Source organism: Morganella sp. BCCO 40_0007, from assembly GCF_032989665.1.
Classification (GTDB): Bacteria; Pseudomonadota; Gammaproteobacteria; order Enterobacterales; family Enterobacteriaceae; genus Morganella; species Morganella sibonii.
In genome coordinates, this window is the sequence record NZ_JAVBIN010000012.1 from 88298 (window position 1) to 107457 (window position 19160).

The 19160-nt window shown below is 49.1% G+C and carries 21 protein-coding genes; 9 read left to right on the forward strand and 12 right to left on the reverse strand.

Features of this window, described 5'->3' with window-relative positions; all coding sequences use genetic code 11:
* The first annotated feature begins 49 nt into the window (after window positions 1-49).
* The 3 genes from waaA to coaD are packed head-to-tail and all read left to right on the forward strand — an operon-like array spanning window position 50 to window position 2588.
* Entirely contained in the window at window positions 50-1327 is a 1278-nt protein-coding gene (gene waaA, locus R5268_RS15245; RefSeq protein WP_052926518.1) for a lipid IV(A) 3-deoxy-D-manno-octulosonic acid transferase, read from the forward strand.
* Complete coding sequence (locus tag R5268_RS15250) at window positions 1327-2106, forward strand: glycosyltransferase family 2 protein (RefSeq protein WP_317419639.1); 780 nt, start codon at window positions 1327-1329, stop codon at window positions 2104-2106. Before waaA ends, R5268_RS15250 begins: the two co-directional genes overlap by 1 nt.
* Window positions 2103-2588: a pantetheine-phosphate adenylyltransferase gene (gene coaD / locus R5268_RS15255; protein ID WP_046892869.1), complete on the forward strand. Its 486-nt coding sequence runs from the start codon at window positions 2103-2105 to the stop codon at window positions 2586-2588. The genes R5268_RS15250 and coaD overlap by 4 nt, the downstream gene beginning before the upstream one ends.
* Here the strand turns inward: coaD and mutM are convergent, their stop codons facing one another.
* The 6 genes from mutM to radC all read right to left on the reverse strand — a co-directional run bounded on the left by mutM (window position 2589) and on the right by radC (window position 7359).
* Window positions 2589-3398, reverse strand: a complete 810-nt coding sequence (gene mutM, locus R5268_RS15260; protein ID WP_317419640.1) for a bifunctional DNA-formamidopyrimidine glycosylase/DNA-(apurinic or apyrimidinic site) lyase — start codon at window positions 3396-3398, stop codon at window positions 2589-2591. It lies immediately after the preceding gene.
* Window positions 3399-3408: 10 nt separating this feature from the next.
* Window positions 3409-4119, reverse strand: coding sequence for an O-antigen ligase family protein (locus R5268_RS15265; RefSeq protein WP_317419641.1), 711 nt, complete (start codon window positions 4117-4119; stop codon window positions 3409-3411).
* Between the two features lie 540 nt (window positions 4120-4659).
* Window positions 4660-5607, reverse strand: coding sequence for a glycosyltransferase family 2 protein (locus R5268_RS15270; RefSeq protein WP_317419642.1), 948 nt, complete (start codon window positions 5605-5607; stop codon window positions 4660-4662).
* Window positions 5608-6021: 414 nt separating this feature from the next.
* Window positions 6022-6189: a 50S ribosomal protein L33 gene (rpmG, locus tag R5268_RS15275; protein ID WP_004236665.1), complete on the reverse strand. Its 168-nt coding sequence runs from the start codon at window positions 6187-6189 to the stop codon at window positions 6022-6024.
* 11 nt (window positions 6190-6200) lie between these two features.
* Window positions 6201-6437: a 50S ribosomal protein L28 gene (gene rpmB, locus R5268_RS15280; RefSeq protein ID WP_015422374.1), complete on the reverse strand. Its 237-nt coding sequence runs from the start codon at window positions 6435-6437 to the stop codon at window positions 6201-6203.
* Window positions 6438-6684: 247 nt separating this feature from the next.
* Window positions 6685-7359, reverse strand: a complete 675-nt coding sequence (gene radC / locus R5268_RS15285; protein WP_046892865.1) for a RadC family protein — start codon at window positions 7357-7359, stop codon at window positions 6685-6687.
* A 195-nt stretch (window positions 7360-7554) separates the two neighbouring features.
* On the opposite strand from radC, the gene coaBC reads away from it, so the two are divergent.
* From coaBC to slmA, 3 genes are all read left to right on the forward strand, one after another.
* The gene (coaBC, locus tag R5268_RS15290; RefSeq protein ID WP_317419643.1) at window positions 7555-8769 is read left to right on the forward strand and encodes a bifunctional phosphopantothenoylcysteine decarboxylase/phosphopantothenate--cysteine ligase CoaBC; all 1215 of its coding nucleotides are present in this window, start codon (window positions 7555-7557) and stop codon (window positions 8767-8769) included.
* Window positions 8747-9205, forward strand: coding sequence for a dUTP diphosphatase (gene dut / locus R5268_RS15295; RefSeq protein WP_004236669.1), 459 nt, complete (start codon window positions 8747-8749; stop codon window positions 9203-9205). The genes coaBC and dut overlap by 23 nt, the downstream gene beginning before the upstream one ends.
* A 104-nt stretch (window positions 9206-9309) precedes the next feature.
* Window positions 9310-9903, forward strand: a complete 594-nt coding sequence (gene slmA, locus R5268_RS15300; protein WP_052926496.1) for a nucleoid occlusion factor SlmA — start codon at window positions 9310-9312, stop codon at window positions 9901-9903.
* A gap of 71 nt (window positions 9904-9974) precedes the next feature.
* Here slmA and pyrE read toward each other — a convergent pair whose 3' ends face one another.
* Both pyrE and rph read right to left on the reverse strand, forming a co-directional pair.
* Window positions 9975-10622 carry an orotate phosphoribosyltransferase gene (gene pyrE, locus R5268_RS15305; RefSeq protein ID WP_230059887.1) on the reverse strand — a complete coding sequence of 216 codons (648 nt, stop codon included), beginning with the start codon at window positions 10620-10622 and terminating at the stop codon, window positions 9975-9977.
* Window positions 10623-10702: 80 nt separating this feature from the next.
* Window positions 10703-11431 (reverse strand): ribonuclease PH, encoded by a 729-nt coding sequence (gene rph, locus R5268_RS15310; protein WP_004236673.1) that lies wholly within the window; start codon window positions 11429-11431, stop codon window positions 10703-10705.
* Window positions 11432-11555: 124 nt separating this feature from the next.
* Between rph and R5268_RS15315 the strand changes: the two genes are divergently transcribed.
* On the forward strand, window positions 11556-12419 hold the full coding sequence (locus tag R5268_RS15315; RefSeq protein ID WP_046892861.1) for a YicC/YloC family endoribonuclease: 864 nt from the start codon (window positions 11556-11558) through the stop codon (window positions 12417-12419).
* A 621-nt stretch (window positions 12420-13040) separates the two neighbouring features.
* Window positions 13041-13721: a glycosyltransferase gene (locus tag R5268_RS15320; RefSeq protein ID WP_317419644.1), complete on the forward strand. Its 681-nt coding sequence runs from the start codon at window positions 13041-13043 to the stop codon at window positions 13719-13721.
* A gap of 94 nt (window positions 13722-13815) precedes the next feature.
* On the opposite strand, the gene R5268_RS15325 is transcribed toward R5268_RS15320, so the two are convergent.
* From R5268_RS15325 to R5268_RS15340, 4 genes are all read right to left on the reverse strand, one after another.
* A complete protein-coding gene (locus R5268_RS15325) occupies window positions 13816-15216 on the reverse strand; it encodes a nucleobase:cation symporter-2 family protein (RefSeq protein ID WP_317419645.1) in 1401 nt (466 codons plus the stop codon).
* A 321-nt stretch (window positions 15217-15537) separates the two neighbouring features.
* Complete coding sequence (tehA, locus tag R5268_RS15330) at window positions 15538-16530, reverse strand: dicarboxylate transporter/tellurite-resistance protein TehA (protein WP_317419646.1); 993 nt, start codon at window positions 16528-16530, stop codon at window positions 15538-15540.
* 111 nt (window positions 16531-16641) lie between these two features.
* Window positions 16642-17094 (reverse strand): hypothetical protein, encoded by a 453-nt coding sequence (locus R5268_RS15335; RefSeq protein ID WP_317419647.1) that lies wholly within the window; start codon window positions 17092-17094, stop codon window positions 16642-16644.
* Window positions 17091-18023, reverse strand: a complete 933-nt coding sequence (locus tag R5268_RS15340) for a LysR family transcriptional regulator (RefSeq protein WP_317419648.1) — start codon at window positions 18021-18023, stop codon at window positions 17091-17093. The genes R5268_RS15335 and R5268_RS15340 overlap by 4 nt, the downstream gene beginning before the upstream one ends.
* A gap of 98 nt (window positions 18024-18121) precedes the next feature.
* On the opposite strand from R5268_RS15340, the gene R5268_RS15345 reads away from it, so the two are divergent.
* Window positions 18122-19150, forward strand: a complete 1029-nt coding sequence (locus R5268_RS15345) for an NAD(P)-dependent alcohol dehydrogenase (RefSeq protein WP_317419649.1) — start codon at window positions 18122-18124, stop codon at window positions 19148-19150.
* Window positions 19151-19160 lie beyond the last annotated feature (10 nt).

Here is a 19160-nt window from a genome sequence, read left to right on the forward strand (position 1 = left end):
GTTAGTTTTATGCTACTATTGCCGCAATCTTATCTGCGAAACTGATAAAATGTTACTGCGTGTATACCAGGTTCTGCTTTACCTGATCCAACCTCTTATCTGGTTACGTCTGTTATGGCGCAGCCGCCGCTCCCCGGCCTACCGCAGACGCTGGGGTGAACGTTATGGTTTCTGTAAAGGAAAAACCGGCACCGGCGGCATCATTCTGCACTCAGTTTCTGTCGGCGAAACACTCGCCGCAGTACCGCTGGTCCGTGCGTTACGCCACCATTATCCGACGTTACCTATCACTGTCACCACGATGACCCCCACCGGTTCAGAGCGTGTTTTATCCGCATTAGGGGATGATGTTTACCACGTCTATCTGCCTTACGACTTACCGGGTTCGATGAAACGGTTTTTCAATACTGTTCAGCCGAAGCTGGTGATCGTAATGGAAACGGAACTGTGGCCGAACATGATAACCGAACTGCACCGCCGGAAAATTCCGCTGGTGATCGCCAATGCCCGCCTGTCTGCGCGCTCGGCTGCCGGTTATAAGAAAGCGGGCAGTTTCGTGAAAACCATCCTGAACAGGATCACGCTGGTCGCCGCGCAGAATCAGGAAGACGGGGAACGCTTTATTGAACTCGGGCTGCGCCGCCAGCAGCTGCATGTGACCGGCAGCCTGAAATTCGATATTTCTGTCACGCCGGAACTGGCCGCCAAAGCCGTTACCCTGCGCCGTCAGTGGGCCGCCCGCCGCCCGGTCTGGATCGCAACCAGCACCCATGAAGGCGAGGAAGAAATTATCCTCAGCGCTCATAAAACCCTGCTGAACCGCTTTCCGAATCTTCTGCTGATTCTGGTACCGCGCCATCCGGAGCGGTTTGCCAAAGCACGGGAACTGACTGAAAAAGCCGGTCTGACCTATGTGATGCGCAGCAGTAATACCATTCCGTCACCGGAAACACAGGTCGTGGTCGGGGATACTATGGGCGAACTGATGCTGCTGTACGGACTGGCGGATATCGCATTTGTCGGCGGCAGCCTGGTTGAGCGCGGCGGGCATAATCCGCTGGAAGCCGCGGCACACGCGCTGCCGGTGCTGATGGGACCGCACACGTTCAATTTCAAAAACATCTGCGGTAAATTACAGCAGGCTGACGCCCTGCTGACCGTTACGGATGAACAAAGTCTGAGTGATGCCGTCAGTAATCTGCTTAATGATGAGGATTACCGGCTGTACTGCGGACGGCATGCCGCTGAAGTGCTTCATGAAAATCAGGGCGCACTGCACCGTCTGATGCAATTGCTCGGGCCGTATCTGCCGCCGCGGAGCCACTGATGACAGAGAAAAAACGCCTTTCTGTTGTGATGATCAGCAAAAACAATGCCGATGTTATCGGTGATTGCCTGACCTCCGTTCAGGGCCTGGCGGATGAGATCATTGTGCTCGATTCCGGCAGTCAGGACGACACACTGACCATTGCCCGCGATGCCGGCGCACAGGTGTATGAAAACCGGGACTGGCCGGGCTTCGGCCGCCAGCGGCAAATTGCCCAGCAATATGCCACCGGGGATTATATCCTGATGCTCGATACCGATGAGCGGGTCACGCCGGAGCTGAAACAATCCATTGAGCAGGTGCTTTCCGCACCACAGAAAAATACCGTGTATCGCTTCGCCCGCCGAAATCTGTTTCTCGGGCGTTTTATGAAGCACAGCGGCTGGTACCCTGATCATGTCCTGCGGTTATATCCGCGGGACCAATATCAGTACAACAGTAATGCAGTTCATGAATCTCTGGAGACTCAGGGTGCCAATGTCATCACACTGAAAGGGGATGTATTGCACCTGACCTGCCGCGATTTACCGGAGTTTCAGCAAAAACAGTTACGCTATGCCGCTGACTGGGCAAAAGCCCGCCATCTGGCCGGTAAACGCTGCTCTTTTCTCTCCGTTCTGACTCACACTGCCGGTGCATTCTGCAAAACCTGGCTGCTGAGAGCCGGATTCCTTGACGGTAAGCAGGGGCTTATCCTTGCATTTGTGAATGCACAATATACCTTTAATAAATATGCCACCCTGTGGTCCGTGAGCAACAACGATGAGTCAGCATCATGAAAACACGCGCAATCTATCCCGGCACTTTTGATCCCATTACCTGCGGACATATCGATATTCTTGAGCGCGCCTCAAAAATGTTTGATCACATCCTGCTGGCGATCGCCAACAGCAGCCGTAAAAATCCGATGTTTACCCTGGATGAGCGGGTGGCGCTGGCCAAAGATGTGTGTGCGCACATCCCGAATGTGGAAGTGCTGGGGTTTTCTGAGCTGATGGCGAATTTTGCCAAAAAGCAGAATGCCAATGTGCTGATCCGTGGTGTCAGGTCTGTTGCTGATTTTGAATATGAATGGCAGCTGGCGAATATGAACCGCCATTTTGCACAGGATCTGGAAAGTGTTTTCCTTCTGCCGTCGCAGAATCTCTCTTTTGTTTCTTCATCCCTGATTAAAGACGTGGCCCTGCACGACGGCGATGTCTCGGCATTTCTGCCGGAGTCCGTCGCACAGGCGATGATGCAAAAACTCGGTAAGTCGTAATCAGTGCTGACAGGCGGGGCAGAAAAACGTGCTCCGCTGACCGACTTTCACCACTTCTATCTTCTGTCCGCAGTTCGGACAGTTCTCTCCCTGTTTTCCGTACACAAACAGTTCCTGGGCAAAATAACCGGGTTTACCATCTGACTGTAAAAAATCTTTCAGCGTGGTACCACCCTGTCTGATGGACTCCGTCAGTACCTGTTTAATGGTGGCAACCAGACGGACAACTTCATCCTCAGTCAGATCTTTGGCGGGGCGCAGCGGATGAATACGGGATAAATAGAGGGATTCATTGGCGTAGATATTCCCGACACCCACCACTATCTTATTATCCATCAGCCAGCTTTTGACCGGTGTATTCCGTTTGCGGGATTTGGCGAACAGATAAGCGGCGTCAAAATCATCACTCAGCGGCTCCGGCCCCAGATTGGCCAGCACCGGACAGGTTGCCAAATCATCCGCCCACAACCAGGCACCAAAACGGCGCGGGTCGGTATAACGCAGGATTTTGCCGTCACCCAGTACCATATCCACATGGTCGTGTTTCTCTTCCGGTGTTTCCTCCAAAAGAATACGCAAGCTGCCGGACATTCCCAGGTGAATGATAATCCACCCCTCCGGCAGTTCAACCAGCAGATATTTGGCGCGGCGCTGCACGCTGAGCACAGGCCGGTCACTCAGACGCTCAATTTGCTCTGACACCAGCCAGCGCAGCCGCCGGTTGCGGACTTCAACATAACGTATGGTATTACCAACAAGATGCGGCTCAACGCCGCGCCGGCTGGTTTCAACCTCGGGTAATTCAGGCACAGATAACTCCTCAGCGATTTATCGGCTGTGGCTGCTCTGCGGTATCTTCTTTACCGCCGGTCACCAGCGCCACGGCAATACACAGGAGATAAACTGTAATACTCTCACGGCTGAAGAACAAGACATCAGTCAGGCCATAACCGCCCAGACACAATGTAATCATAATCAGCAGGAGATTCTTATTCCGGATGCCGGCGTACAACAGCGAGAGATAAATCAGCACCAGCAGCACACCACCGATGATCCCCTGTAATGACAGAACCTCAATCAGCTCACTGTGCAAGTGTACGGTGAGATAAACAACTATTGAATCACTGATATTACCGGCCGCTATTTTTTCTGAAATAAAGTCATTACGGGCCTGAAAAGATTGTCCGAACGGTGCGTGCTTAAACGCAGACAGCCCGGCGTACCACATGGTATAGCGGTCGCCCAGTGACCCTCCCGGTTTTGTCACATCATAACCCTGAGTTTCAGTAATCGCCTCATTAATACGGGACTTATATAAGAACTCATATGATGTTCCTGCAAAAATCAGCAGAAGCACAACAACGATACTAACCTTTTTAATACTCAGGCTCTTGCGGAAAACAATGGCGGTATAAAAAACAGAAAGCAGAAGGTAGACAGCGATTGCCGCGCGGGTCTGTGTCAGTATGATGATCGCATTTGAAACTATCAGATTAGTGAAAAACAACGAAATATTTAATTTATTTTTCACCTGAGTACAGAAATGAAGACTGACAAAAAAAATCGCGCTGACCAAATATGCAGTAACTGTTGCCCGGTTTGTATCTAATTCCACCCTGTCTTTATGTAAAACAAAAATATCATAGAGTGCATACAATAAAATATAAAGCGGCAGCACCTTGATGATGCCTGATACATATATATTACTGAAAAATTTTCTCAGTTCATTCTTTAATAAAATACAAACACAAAAGATAAAAGCGCCGAGTATAATTCTTGATGCTGTCGGAGAATAACTTTTATAAATACCCGGTCCGTCATCATTCATCAAAAATGACCACGCAACCCGGGAGATACCAAACAACAGAAATGAGGCTGCAACAAGCAGTGCTGCACGGTCACGACAAAGTGATATCTTTCTGAAAAAAACCAGCCAGATTGTCACGATCACGGATAAATAACTCAATATAAAATAAGAATCCCGTGACCACGTATCTGCAAAAGAAGCAATAACCATCGAGAATGCCATTAACATACCAATAATAATTGGTAATGTTCTGTTCATTATCATTTAAAATGCTCCCGATGACTTTATTTTTAAAAACATTATTTTTCTGCTTAATCTTACTTTTGAGCTGAACAAAAACCGAAATACTTTGATGTCATTGAACCGATCCATAACAAAACGCGGAAGCTTACGTTTATTATTTCGTGATAAATAATCAGAACAGACTTTAACAAACAGCCCTTCAAACATCACTTTTTCATTTGAATTTTTAACGAAGAAACTTTCCATCGATAAAACAATCTGCAGGAAAAGGACGGTTTTATTCAGACTTTTCTCTGTGGATAAACTGCCACGATGCTTATAGTAACAATAGATCTGAGTGTCAGTGATCAGGATATTCTGAGCCGCACAAATAACATTTGCAGTAATCACCACATCTTCATAGCAAAAAATCTCAGGAAACATATCATCCGTCAGGATATCCCGGCGGATAAATCTGCCGAGTAAATGGCCTTTTACCGTCTTATGTTCCAGATATAATTCTTTCAGTCTGTCCTGAGTGATTGATACAACCGGTTTATCCTCAATCACTAATACCGGATTGCGGTCATGGTGTTCATCCAGACGGGTTATCAGCAAATCAAACGGATGTTCCCGTATAATATCCATAACCCGGGTCAGTGCACCGTTTTTCAGGACATCATCACTGTCTAATGCTGTGATATATTCGCCGCGGGACAATGAATACGCATAATGCCGGACTTTACCGACATTAGAAAAATTAACAGTTTCAACAACTTTAATAAAATTCCGCGGCTGATAATGACTGATAATATCTAATGATTTGTCTGTTGAGCCATCATTAATAATGATCGCTTCAACCCTCTCCGGAGAACCATTCTCATTCAGGGCATTATCCAGACTCTCTAATGCGGCCAGAATTGATGACTCCGCATTATGTACTGCAATCATGACCGAAATAACCGGGTTACCCATATCATATTCCAACATTCGTTTTGGTCTGCGAAGTAAACTGATTCAGATTCTGGCGGCTACTGACACGCCAACTCCGTAATCATATAAAAATTATATAAAAATAATAAATAAATCAGCTTTTGTCGTTGTATGTTCTGATAAAGCAATACTACCCGTAAATGATACAGTAATCATAATATTTTAATACTCTTACAATCAGTATTTAAGATAAGTATACGATTTATCTATGATTTTATCTTCAATTAACATTAAAAATGATACCATTTTATATAAAAACACTAATAATTTGTAAAATACCAGCCAATTGCACTACCCGACTCAAAGAATGAGTACAGATGAAAACATTACCCTTTGTCAGCTCTCCTCCGCCGGATAACAGGCAATAAAAAACCCGGCCGAAGCCGGGTTTTTTCAATCAGAAAGCAGAAATTACTTAATTTTTGCTTCTTTGTACATTACATGCTTGCGAACAACCGGATCGAATTTTTTCATTTCCAGTTTTTCAGGCATAGTACGTTTGTTCTTCGTAGTGGTATAGAAGTGACCTGTACCTTCAGAAGAAACCAGTTTAATCTTTTCGCGAATACCTTTAGCCATTTTTCAGCTCCTTAGTACTTCTCACCGCGGGTACGTAAATCAGCTAAAACAGCCTCGATACCCTTTTTATCAATGATACGCATACCTTTAGCAGATACACGCAGAGTCACGAAACGTTTTTCAGACTCAACCCAGAAACGGTGAGAGTGCAGGTTCGGCAGAAAACGACGTTTGGTCGCATTTAATGCGTGAGAACGGTTGTTACCGCTCATCGGACGCTTGCCAGTAACTTGGCAGACTCGGGACATGTCTATTCTCCAAAAATCTAATCAGCTCGAGCTTTGTATTGGGTGAGGCTGCCTCGTCAGGCTTAGGAGCCTATCTCAGCTTACTTTTGACTCGCCGGGAAATTGCTCTGTCAACCAGCAAAAATATGCTGAGATAGGCTCTTCTCGCCAAACCCAAGATCCTCAAAGGTGGCGTAGTATACGCTTTCCGGCGCAAACGCTCAAGACCCGAACAGTAAAGATCGTGTGTTTCTGCGAAAAAAACTGCTCAGATCAGCTCGTGTTCTGCAAACGAAAACGTATTGAATTTCCCGACAATCAGGTGATCCAATACGTTAATCCCCACCAGCTCACATGCCTGAACAATTTTTTTTGTCAGCAGACGGTCAGCCCGGCTGGGGTTTTCGTTACCGGAGGGGTGATTATGCGCCAGAATCACAGAAACTGCATTCACTTTGAGCGCCAGGCGCAAAATCTCTCTGGGATGCACTTCCACACAGTTTACCGTACCGGAAAACATCTCTTCATAGCGGATAAGCTGATTCTGATTGTTGAGAAAAAGCACAGCAAACACTTCCCGCTCCTGCCCGGCCATCCGCTGATTAAGATATGCCTTTACGGTACAGGCACTACTGAGAAATTGTGTTTCCTGAAACTGGCTGCTGAAATAGCGCCGGGACAATTCCACAATCGCCTGCATCTGACAAAATTTACTGTCCCCGATCCCGTTCAGGGATTTGAATTCCTCATAACCGGCTGTCAGCAACCGGTGAAGTGATCCGAAAACCTCCAGCAGATACTCGGCAAACTGCCTGACCGGCCGATCCCGGGTGCCGGTACGTAAAAAAATCGCCAGCAACTCTGAATCACTCAGTACCGACGCCCCGTATGCGATCAGTTTCTCTCTCGGCATCAATGCCGTATTTCCGGTTATGTTGTCCATTTTTTCTCCGTTTTTTTCCTGTTTTACCGGAAAAAGTATGTCAGCCCCGGCTGTTTTTCCGCATAAAACCCCCTATTTTTGCGAGGCACGCCGAAGAAAAAACATTATTTAGCTGGATAAATACACAGCACCCTACCCATACAGCGGTGTTGTGGTAAAATCGCCTGTCTCCGAAAAATAACTGGATAAAACACAATGTCCGAACTGACAGGAAAACAAATAGTTCTGGGTATCAGTGGTGGTATCGCAGCCTATAAAGCCCCTGAGATTGTCCGCCGTCTGCGTGATCGGGGGGCGATTGTCCGTGTCGCCATGACACCTGCTGCAACCGCATTTATCACCCCGCTCACACTTCAGGCCGTTTCCGGCTTCCCGGTTGCGGAAAGTGTGCTTGACCCGGCAGCTGAGGCGGCAATGGGCCATATTGAACTGGGAAAATGGGCGGATCTTATTATTCTCGCGCCCGCCACCGCTGATCTGATTGCCCGCCTGAGTGCCGGTATGGCCAATGACCTGGTCACCACTATTTGCCTGGCATCAGATGCCACCATTGCCGTTTCACCGGCCATGAACCAGCAGATGTACAGAGCGCAGACCACTCAGGAGAACCTCGCGCATCTGGAGCAGCTCGGTTTTGCCGTCTGGGGGCCGGACAGCGGCAGCCAGGCATGTGGTGACACCGGCCCGGGACGCATGCTGGACCCGTCAGAGATAGTCTCACGGGCAGAACAGCACTTCCGCAAAAAACAGGACATGACCGGCATCCGTCTGGCCATTACCGCAGGGCCGACACGCGAAGCACTCGACCCGGTGCGTTTCATCAGCAATCACAGCTCCGGTAAAATGGGCTTTGCCATTGCTGCCGCTGCCGCAGCACGCGGTGCGGATGTCACTCTGATAGCCGGGCCTGTCACATTACCGACACCACCGGGTGTTAAACGTATTGATGTCAGCAGTGCCTGTGAAATGAATGATGCCGCACAGCTGACAGCCCCGCAGCAGGACATTTTTATCGGCTGTGCTGCTGTGGCCGATTACCGTGCCAAAGCGGTTGCGCCTGAAAAAATTAAAAAACAGGGCGACGAAATCACTTTCACGATGGTGAAAAACCCGGATGTGATCGCCGGTGTCGGCGCTCTGGAAAAAAACCGTCCGTTTGTGATTGGATTTGCAGCTGAAACCCAAAATGTGGAAGAATACGCGCGCGGCAAGTTGGTGAAAAAGCAGCTCGATATGATTTGCGCCAATGATGTTTCTGTTGAAAACCAAGGGTTTAACAGTGACAACAACGCCCTGCATCTGTACTGGCGTACCGGCGATATCAGCTTACCGAACATGAGCAAATCAGAGCTCAGCCACCATTTACTGGACGAAATACTGAAACACTATGACCAAAAAAATCGACATTAAGATTCTTGATCCGCGTATCGGCGGGGAATTTCCGTTACCGGCCTACGCCACACCGGGCTCTGCGGGTCTCGACTTACGTGCCTGCCTGGATGAAGCCACCGAACTGAAACCGGGGCAAACGCTATTACTGCCGACCGGTCTTGCCGTCCATATTGCAGACCCGTCTCTGGCGGCAATGGTGCTGCCGCGTTCCGGGCTCGGCCACAAACATGGCGTGGTTCTCGGCAATCTGGTGGGCTTAATCGACTCTGACTACCAGGGACAGCTGATGGTATCTGTCTGGAACCGGGGCGACACCACTTTCACGATTGAACCGGGCGAACGTATTGCACAGATGATTATCGTTCCTGTTGTTCAGGCTGAATTCAACATTGTTGAAGAATTTACTGAAAGTGAACGCGGAGCAGGCGGATTTGGCCATTCAGGCCGTCAATAATACTAATAACGCCGTTATCTCCGTCACTTTTCTGACAGTGGTACTGTTGTACTGCTGTCAGCAGGCAGATGTGTGTTTGCTTTAACGCAGGGGTTTTATCTGACATGGCAGAAAGTACAAAAAAGAGGAACAGGCGCGAGGAGATCCTGCAGGCGCTTGCGCAGATGCTTGAGTCCAGCGACGGCAGTCAGCGTATAACAACCGCCAAGCTTGCCGCCAGCGTAGGGGTTTCAGAAGCAGCGCTCTATCGTCATTTTTCCAGTAAAACAAAAATGTTCGACAGCCTGATTGTATTTATTGAGGACTCACTGATTTCGCGGATAAACCTTATCCTTCAGGATGAGAAAGAAACCATTTCGCGGATAAAACTGATTCTGATGCTCCTCCTGGGGTTCTCGGAAAAAAATCCGGGCCTGACCCGTATCATGACCGGTCATGCACTGATGTTTGAACAGGATAAATTACAGAGCAGGATTAATCAGTTGTATGAACGAATCGAAGCTCAGCTGCGCCAGGTCTTAAAAGAAAAGCGAATCCGTGACGGCAGCGGTTTTACTTATGACGAAAGCCTGTTAGCATCTCAGCTACTCGCCTTTTGCGAAGGCATGCTGTCCCGTTTTGTTCGCTCAGAATTTAAATACCGGCCGACACAGGAATTTGAAGCCCGCTGGCCGCTGATCCTTGCACAACTTCAGTAACACCGTTTTTAGTTAAACTACTCACCCCGCCCGTTTTATTGGGCGAGGGCTTTTTTTACCTGCTGTTACGCTCAGATTTCGATACCGTACTGCTCACGGTAAGCCCGTACAGCCTGTAAATGGGTATCCATCTGCGGATCTTCCGCCAGATAACTGATTAAATCATTCAGTGTGATGATGGAAAATACCTGACAACCGTAATCACGCTCCACTTCCTGAACCGCCGATAACTCGCCTTTGCCTTTTTCCTGGCGATCAAGACTCAGCATCACACCGGCAAGTGTTGCATTATTTTGTCTGATAATTTCCATCGACTCACGAATTGCCGTCCCGGCGGTGATCACATCATCCACCACCACAATCCGGCCATTCAGCGGACTGCCGACCAGCGTTCCGCCTTCCCCGTGGTCTTTGGCTTCTTTACGGTTAAAACAGTATGGCATATCAAGATCATGATGCTCCGCCAGTGCAACCGCAGTCGTCGTTGCAATCGGAATGCCTTTATAGGCCGGCCCGAACAGGACATCATATTGCACACCGCTGTCACACAATGCCGCAGCATAAAAGCGTCCGAGCAGCGCCAAATCCCGTCCGGTATTAAATAACCCGGCATTAAAGAAATACGGGCTTTTCCGGCCGGACTTCAGCGTAAATTCACCAAATTTAAGTACCTGTTTTTTCATCGCAAGTTCAATAAATTCGCGCTGATAAGCTTTCATCGGGATCTCCTGATTCTGATTTACGGATAACGCGCCTGAATCACAGGCATAAAAAAGGCGACTATCACGTCGCCTTCTGATTAATTTTCTAGTGCCGCCTTCTGGGCGGAAAAAATGGTTTCCAGCCCGCCCCTTGCAAGGGCCAGTAACGACAGCAACTCATCATGACTGAACGGCGCGCCTTCTGCCGTGCCCTGGACTTCAATCATCCGTCCGTCATCAATCATGACCACATTCATATCGGTTTCTGCCGCAGAATCCTCGACATATTCCAGATCACAACGCGGCTCACCGTCCACGATACCGACAGAAACAGCAGCAACCATGGATTTCAGCGGACTGGCTTTCAGCTGGCCTTTTGCGACCATCTGATTCAGTGCATCCGCCAGCGCCACACAGGCACCACTGATAGCAGCAGTACGGGTACCGCCGTCAGCCTGGATAACATCACAGTCGAGAGTGATGGTGAATTCGCCCAGTTTGGTCAGATCAACCGCTGCGCGCAGCGAACGCGCGATCAGGCGCTGGATTTCCATTGTGCGGCCGGTCTGTTTGCCACGGGCAGCTTCGCGGGCATTACGGGAATTGGTCGCACGCGGCAGCATGCCGTATTCGGCAGTGATCCAGCCCTGTCCCTGACCTTTCAGGAAACGCGGCACACCTTCTTCAACGGAGGCATTACATAACACTTTAGTGTCACCGAACTCTACCAGCACAGAGCCTTCGGCATGTTTGGTATAATGACGGGTGATAGTAATAGGACGCACCTGGTCTGTTCCCCGGCCAGCGGGACGTGATGACTGACTCATAGCGATTCTCCGGTTCAGTTAACTGTTGGGCGCGCATTATACGGCTTAAACCGGTGAATGCCTATGCCTTAACACCATAACAGCGCTATAATCAGAGCAATAAATCCATCACAGGACAGATATTATGATCCGTAGTATGACCGCGTTTGCCCGTCAGGAAGTCAAACGCCCGTGGGGCACCGCCTCATGGGAACTCCGCTCTGTTAACCAGCGCTACCTTGAAACCTACATCCGCCTGCCGGAACAGCTCCGCAGCCTGGAACCGGTGATCCGTGAGCGTCTGCGTCAGCGTCTGACCCGCGGCAAAGTGGAGTGTAACCTCCGTTTTGACCTGAGCAGCAACGCGCAAAGCGGGCTGAATATGAATGAAGAGCTGGCAAAACAGCTGGTCGCGGCAGCAAACTGGGTTAAAAACTACAGTCACGAAGGGGAAATCAACCCGCTGGAAATTCTGCGCTGGCCGGGCGTGATGTCTGCACAGGAGCAGGATCTGGATACCATCAGTGAAGAACTGCTGGCAGCACTCGATGATACCATCACGGCCTTTATTGATGCCCGCGAACGTGAAGGTGCCGCACTGAAAACCTTGATCGAGCAGCGCCTTGACGGCGTGACAGAAGAAGTCCGCAAAGTCCGCGCGCAGATGCCGGATATCCTGTTATGGCAGCGTGAACGTCTGCAAAGCAAACTGGATGATGCACAAATTCAGGTGGACCCGAACCGTCTGGAACAGGAACTGATCCTGCTGGCACAGCGTATTGACGTGGCGGAAGAGTTAGATCGTCTCGATGCCCATGTGAAAGAAACCCATAATATCCTGAAGAAAAAAGAGGCCGTCGGTCGCCGTCTGGACTTTATGATGCAGGAGTTCAACCGCGAATCGAACACTCTCGCCTCAAAATCGATCAATGCCGGTATCACCAGTTCCGCCATTGAACTGAAAGTGCTGATTGAGCAGATGCGTGAGCAGATTCAGAATATTGAGTAACGTTTCACAGTAAATCAGAGCACATCAACAAGCCAGCCGATACCTTGTATTCGCTGGCTTTTTTGCTATCAGAGCATTGCAGAGTGAATCACAATAGCGCATGATTGGCGTGTACCGCACCGACGTCACCGGCTCCGCCGTGAATGTGATGAAACGCAACGCTGCCGGTAAATGTCAAAATATTGCCCTGATACCGGTGGTGCGGATAAACGGACAGTCTTCGCTAACTAATCCGTCCGTTTAACGGAATAGGCCTTATATCAAACCAATTATTCCTGCCCTCAGAATGTTTAATGATAACGGTTACAGAAACGCAAATCTATTGCGATTCTGTTAGGCGCTGACCAAAAGAACGGCGTGAATGCGATAGGCTTTTTTAATGCCGGTCAGATATTGCTGGCCGGTTTTACAAAAAAGATTGGTACCCGTAGAGTGCTGGTGTTTTTAAATAGATCGTATATCCTGCACTGTTAACTATGAGTGGATATCCACCTAATTATTATTACGTACAGTTCGCTCTTAATGCAGAAAATTCTTATTTATTTCGTTACTCAGGAATTGCGGACAACTCTCAAAACAAAGCCAACTGTCAAATAAAAAATAATTCAATCAGGAGTTAAAATGGAATTTGATAACGATAGCGATGTAACCATTGTAATAACGAGCTGTGATAGATTCGACCTCCTTAAAGAAACGATAACCTCCCTGGATATCAATAATACATATAAAGTTAAAGAGGTCATCATTACTGAAGATTCAGGTAATGAAAATATCAAAAAGTGTATTCCTGCGCATTGGAATTGTCGGTTATTGATTAACAACCCAAAACTTGGGCAACTAAAATCAATTGATCTTGCTTATAGCTTTGTTACCACACCATACATATTTCATTGTGAAGATGATTGGATGTTTTATAGAAAGGGATTTATAGAAGATTCATTAGAAGTGTTGAATTCAAATGAAAATATCCTGCAGGTCTGGCTACGGGATTTTACCGATGATATTAGTAAATGCTACTCTTTCCATTCTATTTCTAATCAAAAAATAATTAATGATATTACTTATTTTAAATTGGAAAGTTGTAATCCAAATTGGAAAGGATTTAGTTTAAATCCCGGATTGAGAAGAAAATCAGACTACGAAAAGGAAGCACCTTTTTATCGTAACAAGCCGGCTATAGACACTGAAAGCGAAATTTCGATCGCATATTTTAATATGGGTATGTTTAGTGTGATACTAGAAAAAAGCGCAGTTTATCATCTTGGTTGGGGACGACATGTATCCCCGGGAAAGGTTGAATAGAAAAAAACCAGCACCCACGTACTTGAGCCCCCTACTCAATGAATAGATTCAACGCACAGCCCGCTGAAATACGCGGGCTGTCAGATGAATTTACTTAAACTTCCTCTTCCTTCACAGATTCTTCAATATCATCCGGTTCGGCTTCCTTATTGATCGGGATAATCAGATTCAGAATAATCGCGGTCACACCCCCCATACAGATCGGGTTTTCTGCCAGTGCGTAAAGGGATGTCGGCAGGACGTGGAAAACCGCCGGGTCATAAGAGACACCCAGTCCAAGCCCCAGCGAGGTCGCCACAATCAGGGTTTCGCGGCGGCGCAGACCGTTCGACAGAATGATACGTATCCCCGCAATGGCGATCATAGAGAACATCAGTGTCATAGCGCCACCCAGCACCGGTGCCGGAATCGTCGTAAAGAACCAGCCGATCCCCGGAAACAGCCCCAGAATCACCAGGATAACAGCAATGATTTTCCCGACATGGCGGGAAGCCACCCCGGTCATCTGAATGACCCCGTTATTCTGGGCAAAGGTAGTCAGCGGCAGAGAACTCATCGCGGATGCCGCCACAGACACCAGACCATCCGCCATCACGCCGCCTTTCAGACGGGACTGAAATTCCGGCCCCTGAATTTTCTGCCCGGACACCAGTGCGGTTGCCGTCAGGTCACCGACCGCCTCCAGCACACTGAGCAGATAAATAATGGCGACGACCAGGAAATGCCCGAAGTTAAACGAGAAACCATATTTGAACGGTACCGGGATCGTGATAAACGAGGCTTTGCTCATCTGACTGAAATCAACCATCCCCAGAAACAGGGCGCAGACATAGCCGACAATCAGCCCGATAGCGATTCCGCCCATGCGCAGCAGCGGGCTTTTACAGCAGTTAAACCCGATAACCACCAGCAGAACCAGTAACCCGACACCGATATTCTGATAATCGCCGAAAGTACCGGACGACTTGGCGGAGAAGCCGCCGCCGAAATCAATAATCCCGACTTTTATCAGGCTCAGCCCGATCATCAGAACCACAATACCGCTGACTGTTGGCGTAATCACCCGGCGCAGATAGGGCAGGATAAAAGACGATCCCACAACTAAGAACGCACCGGCAAACGAAATACCGAAGATAGTGGACAGTAACAGTTCCTCATCAACACCATCAGCCCGCATGCTGGTTCCGATGGCAATCATCACTGTCACAAATGAAAAGTTAACGGACTGAATCGATAATAACCCCGAGCCGACCATGCCGTAACGGTTTACCTGCAGCCAGGTGCCGACACCGGAAGCAATCATGGCCATGGAAACAAGATACGCATTGGTCTCAGGCGATAACTGTAAGGCAGTACCGACAATCAGCGCCGGTGTGACCATCGGGACAAAAATCGCCAGCAGATGGGTCACGGCACCAATAATCGCCTGTAAAAACGGGGGTTTATCCTCGAGCTGGTAAATAAGATCAGATGCTGTGTTTTGTTGATCAGACATCTCTTCTCTCCTGTACGTGAATTTGACTATCTGACTCTGTTAATAACTATCTGTTTTTATTTAAGACTCTTGTGGAGAACAGACGGCTGTCATGCAATCTGTATCAACAGATAAAGCAATAACCACACCAGGAGAGGGTATAAACGGGGAAAAGGGTTATAAAATGTGATTAATAACGGAGTTTTTGATCACTTTGTGAAATTGTTCACTATTTGTACTGATGACATCAGGATGCCGGTGATTTTCAGTGCAGATATCATTATGAGAATGATGATTAATAAACAATCAAATTGATAACCGCCGGTAACCGGCGGCTGAATATCAGTTTTCCCCGCGGATACGGACACGGGTGATTTGTTTTCTGACCAGCAGACGCAGTGAATTCACCACCAGCAGCAGAATAAAGGCGTTGGAAAAGATAAACAGAGTGAATGCCAGCAGGTGGATAAATTCACTATCTGAAGACATGCTGATATTCAGAGAGGATTTTGCCAGTGCTGATACGCCGAATGAAAAACTCCAGAATGATAAGGTAAATGCCTGCCGGGTAAACCAGGGGATCAGCCTGATCATAAATACCAGTTGCAATAACCCGTAACCGAGCAGCATTTTGGCAAAGAAATCAATATGATTCTGATTCACCGCCAGATAGGCGCTGCATGCCACCAGAGCCGGTGCCAGCTGAATACCGAAAGAGAGACGTGATTTTTCATCCATCAGCCCGTCACTGCGGATACGTTTCAGAATCGCCGGTTCCAGGCTCAGCCAGGAGAAAACCCCGGCGCCGAAAAAGAGAATACCAAGGTCAGTAAACCCGAGCGCACCACATGCCATGGCACAGATAAAATTATTAGCGACGGTCGGCAGATAAAGTACCGGGGTGGTTGCTGCTTTCGGGTACTCGCCTTTCCACTGGGAGCCCACCAGCCACGCGGCATAAGAGAGCTGCGCTACTGCACCAAGGGCAAATAATCCGGTGGAAAACAGCGGAAAATAAGGCGTCAGCCCCATCGCCACCAGGACAGTGGTTGCCGGTAACAGGCTGGAAAACCCGCTGGCTACCGGATGACGGAACTCATCGGTCATTTTTTCCGGGAAACAGAAACTGCGGATAATAAACAGAGAGATCAGCCCCAGCCAGACCGCACAACCGGCACCGATAATCACCTCACCGATGAATACCGGATATCCCTGCTCAGCCGCGGCATAGCGCCACGCCATCCCGGTGCCGATAAGCCCCAGAACCATGCCGAAATACCCGGCTGAAAACCGGGAAGAAACGGATTTAATCTTATTTATCAGTGCAATGCTCATATCTGTTCAGCTCTGTCGTCCTATCATTCCCGGTACAGATGTACGGGAACTAAATAATAGTACAAATTTTATAATTTATTTTGATAAGAGTCATTTTGTATACATGTTACATCACATCATTTTTCCGGTCATTTCCGGAATCAGCCCTGTCAGTCCCCAGTGATGCGTAATTTCACGGATAATCAGTAAAAACGCCGTGAATTGTTTGTCTGAGGGAAGTGATGTTGATGAGACCGGGCTGCCGCTGATAACATTCACGATCTCATTAAACCCGCGTTCTATTTCCTCTGTGGATAAGAAATCCGTTTTATCACCGGCAAGTAAATAGTTTAGCCGCAGGTCCGGACAATGCAAAATAAGCTCTCCTGCCAGTAATAAGGCCCGTGCCGGGATAATCCGGTTTTCAATATGCTCAATCGCCACTTCCGCTTCATACGCGGTCACCGGCGAATGCTGAAAAACAAATCCGTCAATCACACTGTCACCGAGCGGAAGCCGCACATCAGCATCCGCAGAAAAAATCCGCGTTTCGGTTGCTGTTATCTGTAATGTCAGGTGAGTCATTCTGTTACCTCCGGGTCAGGATTGAGTGCCGCAAGCAAAGCGTCCACCACTACGCGGATACGCGGGGAGAGATCACGTGAGCGCGGCCATACCGCAAAAACCGGCGCAGGCGCATCATCTTCCGGGGTGGCAACCGGCAGTACCTGCAGCCGCCCCTGTTCAATATCCCGTGCTGCCAGCCAGGTGGTCAGATACGCGATCCCCATTCCGTCCGCTGCTGCATCACGCAAAGCTTCGCCGTTACTGATAATATGTTTCGGACGGATGGTCAGCCGGTTAACGGTGCCGTCTTTGTTCATCACCGGCCACGGCAGAATCTGCCCCCGGGATATAAATCCCAGGCAATCATGCTCTGCCAGGGCTTCCGCCGTCTGTGGTATACCACGGCGGGCAAGATAATCAGGTGATGCGCAAATCACGGCATGCTGTGTTCCCAGACGGCGGGCAACCAGTGTTGTGCTGTCCTGCGGATACCCGAGGCGGACCGCAATATCCGTATTTTCTTCTATCAGATCCACCCGGCGGTCAGTAAAGCTGACTATCAGTTTTAATTCCGGATGTAATTTTGTCAGTTGTGTCAGTACCGGCATCACATACAACCGTCCGTAGGAGACCGGCAGACTGATCCGCAATGTTCCGGAAACTGTCTGACGGCGGGCAGACAGCAGTGATTCCGTCTGATGCAGCTCATCCAGCACAGATAAACAGCTCTGATAATAAATCTGCCCTTCTTCCGTCAGGCTGACACTCCGCGTTGTCCGGTGCAGCAACCGTACTCCCAGGCGTTCCTCCAGTTTTGCCACACTTTTGCCGGTCGCGGATTTGGATACCCCCATCCGCACCGCTGCCGCCGTAAAGCTGCCGGTCTCTGCGGTGTGCACAAATGCCGCCATATTTTTCAATTGTGAATACAGATTCAGATTCGCCATGATTGTCTACTTTCAGGAGTCATTGCTACACCAAAACATCAGCATACACGCAAAAAAGTTACCAATAAAATAGCAGAACAGATTAAAAGGAGCTTTTTATGCAAAAAATGATGAAACGCTGGCAACTGACCGGCACCGGACTGAATAACCTGACCCTTGCAGATGTCCCGGTACCTGTACCGGGAGATCATGAGGTACTGATCCGCGTATCCGCAGTCTCCCTGAACTACCGCGATCTGCTGGTTATTGACGGAAAATTGTTACCGGAGCTGCCGGAAATGCCGTTCACACCAGCCTCGGATATGGCCGGAGAGATTGTCGCTGCCGGGGAAAAGGTCACCCGGTTTCATACCGGTGAACGGGTGATCGGCAATTTCTGGACACAGTGGACAGATAACGCCCCGCCGGCAGAAATGGCACATCACGGGATGTCACTCGGCGGCCCGCTGCCCGGCGTACTGGCAGAGTATATTGTACTGCATGAGGAAACGCTGGTCGCCGTTCCGCCGTCACTGACAGATGAAGAAGCATCCACACTGCCGATCACCGGGCTGACCGCCTGGTTTGCCCTGATAGAGAGCGGGAATCTGCAACCCGGACAGACCGTATTACTCCAGGGTACCGGTGGTGTATCACTGTCGGGGTTACAGATAGCACTGGCAATAGGGGCGGAACCCGTTGTACTGACCCGTTCCGCAGAAAAAATCGCCCGTCTGAATGCACTGGGTGTAACCCGCATTATTGATACCGGGACGACACCGGCATGGGCTGATGCCGTAATGTCACTGACCGGCGGTCACGGCGCAGATCATATTCTGGAAGTTATCGGCGGGGAAAACCTGCGTCAGTCCGTGGCGGCCCTGGCGCCGGGCGGACACATTGCACAGATTGGTTTTATGCAGGGCGAAGAACTGGTGATGCCTGCCGTTCCGCTGATGCTGAAACAGGCAACCCTTCAGGGGATCACGGTCGGTCACCGCCGGGCACTGGAACGGCTTTGTGCCGCGGTTGAGCGGTATCAGATCAAACCGGTTATCGATACTGTCTATCCTTTCGGTGATGTTCCGGCAGCTTTTGCTCATCTTCAGCGCGGCCCGTTCGGTAAAATAGTTATCCGTATAAAATAGTATTCTCCGG

What these genes read in the sequence shown, in the direction of transcription:
- R5268_RS15335 (WP_317419647.1), bottom strand. Translation starts at nt 17,094, where the DNA reads ATGACTCACCTGACATTACAGATAACAGCAACCGAAACGCGGATTTTT.
- tehA (WP_317419646.1), bottom strand. Translation starts at nt 16,530, where the DNA reads ATGAGCATTGCACTGATAAATAAGATTAAATCCGTTTCTTCCCGGTTT.
- pyrE (WP_230059887.1), bottom strand. Translation starts at nt 10,622, where the DNA reads ATGAAAGCTTATCAGCGCGAATTTATTGAACTTGCGATGAAAAAACAG.
- radC (WP_046892865.1), bottom strand. Translation starts at nt 7,359, where the DNA reads ATGGACAACATAACCGGAAATACGGCATTGATGCCGAGAGAGAAACTG.
- coaD (WP_046892869.1), top strand. Translation starts at nt 2,103, where the DNA reads ATGAAAACACGCGCAATCTATCCCGGCACTTTTGATCCCATTACCTGC.
- slmA (WP_052926496.1), top strand. Translation starts at nt 9,310, where the DNA reads ATGGCAGAAAGTACAAAAAAGAGGAACAGGCGCGAGGAGATCCTGCAG.
- R5268_RS15320 (WP_317419644.1), top strand. Translation starts at nt 13,041, where the DNA reads ATGGAATTTGATAACGATAGCGATGTAACCATTGTAATAACGAGCTGT.
- R5268_RS15270 (WP_317419642.1), bottom strand. Translation starts at nt 5,607, where the DNA reads ATGTTGGAATATGATATGGGTAACCCGGTTATTTCGGTCATGATTGCA.
- R5268_RS15325 (WP_317419645.1), bottom strand. Translation starts at nt 15,216, where the DNA reads ATGTCTGATCAACAAAACACAGCATCTGATCTTATTTACCAGCTCGAG.
- waaA (WP_052926518.1), top strand. Translation starts at nt 50, where the DNA reads ATGTTACTGCGTGTATACCAGGTTCTGCTTTACCTGATCCAACCTCTT.
- rpmG (WP_004236665.1), bottom strand. Translation starts at nt 6,189, where the DNA reads ATGGCTAAAGGTATTCGCGAAAAGATTAAACTGGTTTCTTCTGAAGGT.
- R5268_RS15315 (WP_046892861.1), top strand. Translation starts at nt 11,556, where the DNA reads ATGATCCGTAGTATGACCGCGTTTGCCCGTCAGGAAGTCAAACGCCCG.
- rpmB (WP_015422374.1), bottom strand. Translation starts at nt 6,437, where the DNA reads ATGTCCCGAGTCTGCCAAGTTACTGGCAAGCGTCCGATGAGCGGTAAC.
- dut (WP_004236669.1), top strand. Translation starts at nt 8,747, where the DNA reads ATGACCAAAAAAATCGACATTAAGATTCTTGATCCGCGTATCGGCGGG.
- coaBC (WP_317419643.1), top strand. Translation starts at nt 7,555, where the DNA reads ATGTCCGAACTGACAGGAAAACAAATAGTTCTGGGTATCAGTGGTGGT.
- R5268_RS15250 (WP_317419639.1), top strand. Translation starts at nt 1,327, where the DNA reads ATGACAGAGAAAAAACGCCTTTCTGTTGTGATGATCAGCAAAAACAAT.
- rph (WP_004236673.1), bottom strand. Translation starts at nt 11,431, where the DNA reads ATGAGTCAGTCATCACGTCCCGCTGGCCGGGGAACAGACCAGGTGCGT.
- R5268_RS15345 (WP_317419649.1), top strand. Translation starts at nt 18,122, where the DNA reads ATGCAAAAAATGATGAAACGCTGGCAACTGACCGGCACCGGACTGAAT.
- R5268_RS15340 (WP_317419648.1), bottom strand. Translation starts at nt 18,023, where the DNA reads ATGGCGAATCTGAATCTGTATTCACAATTGAAAAATATGGCGGCATTT.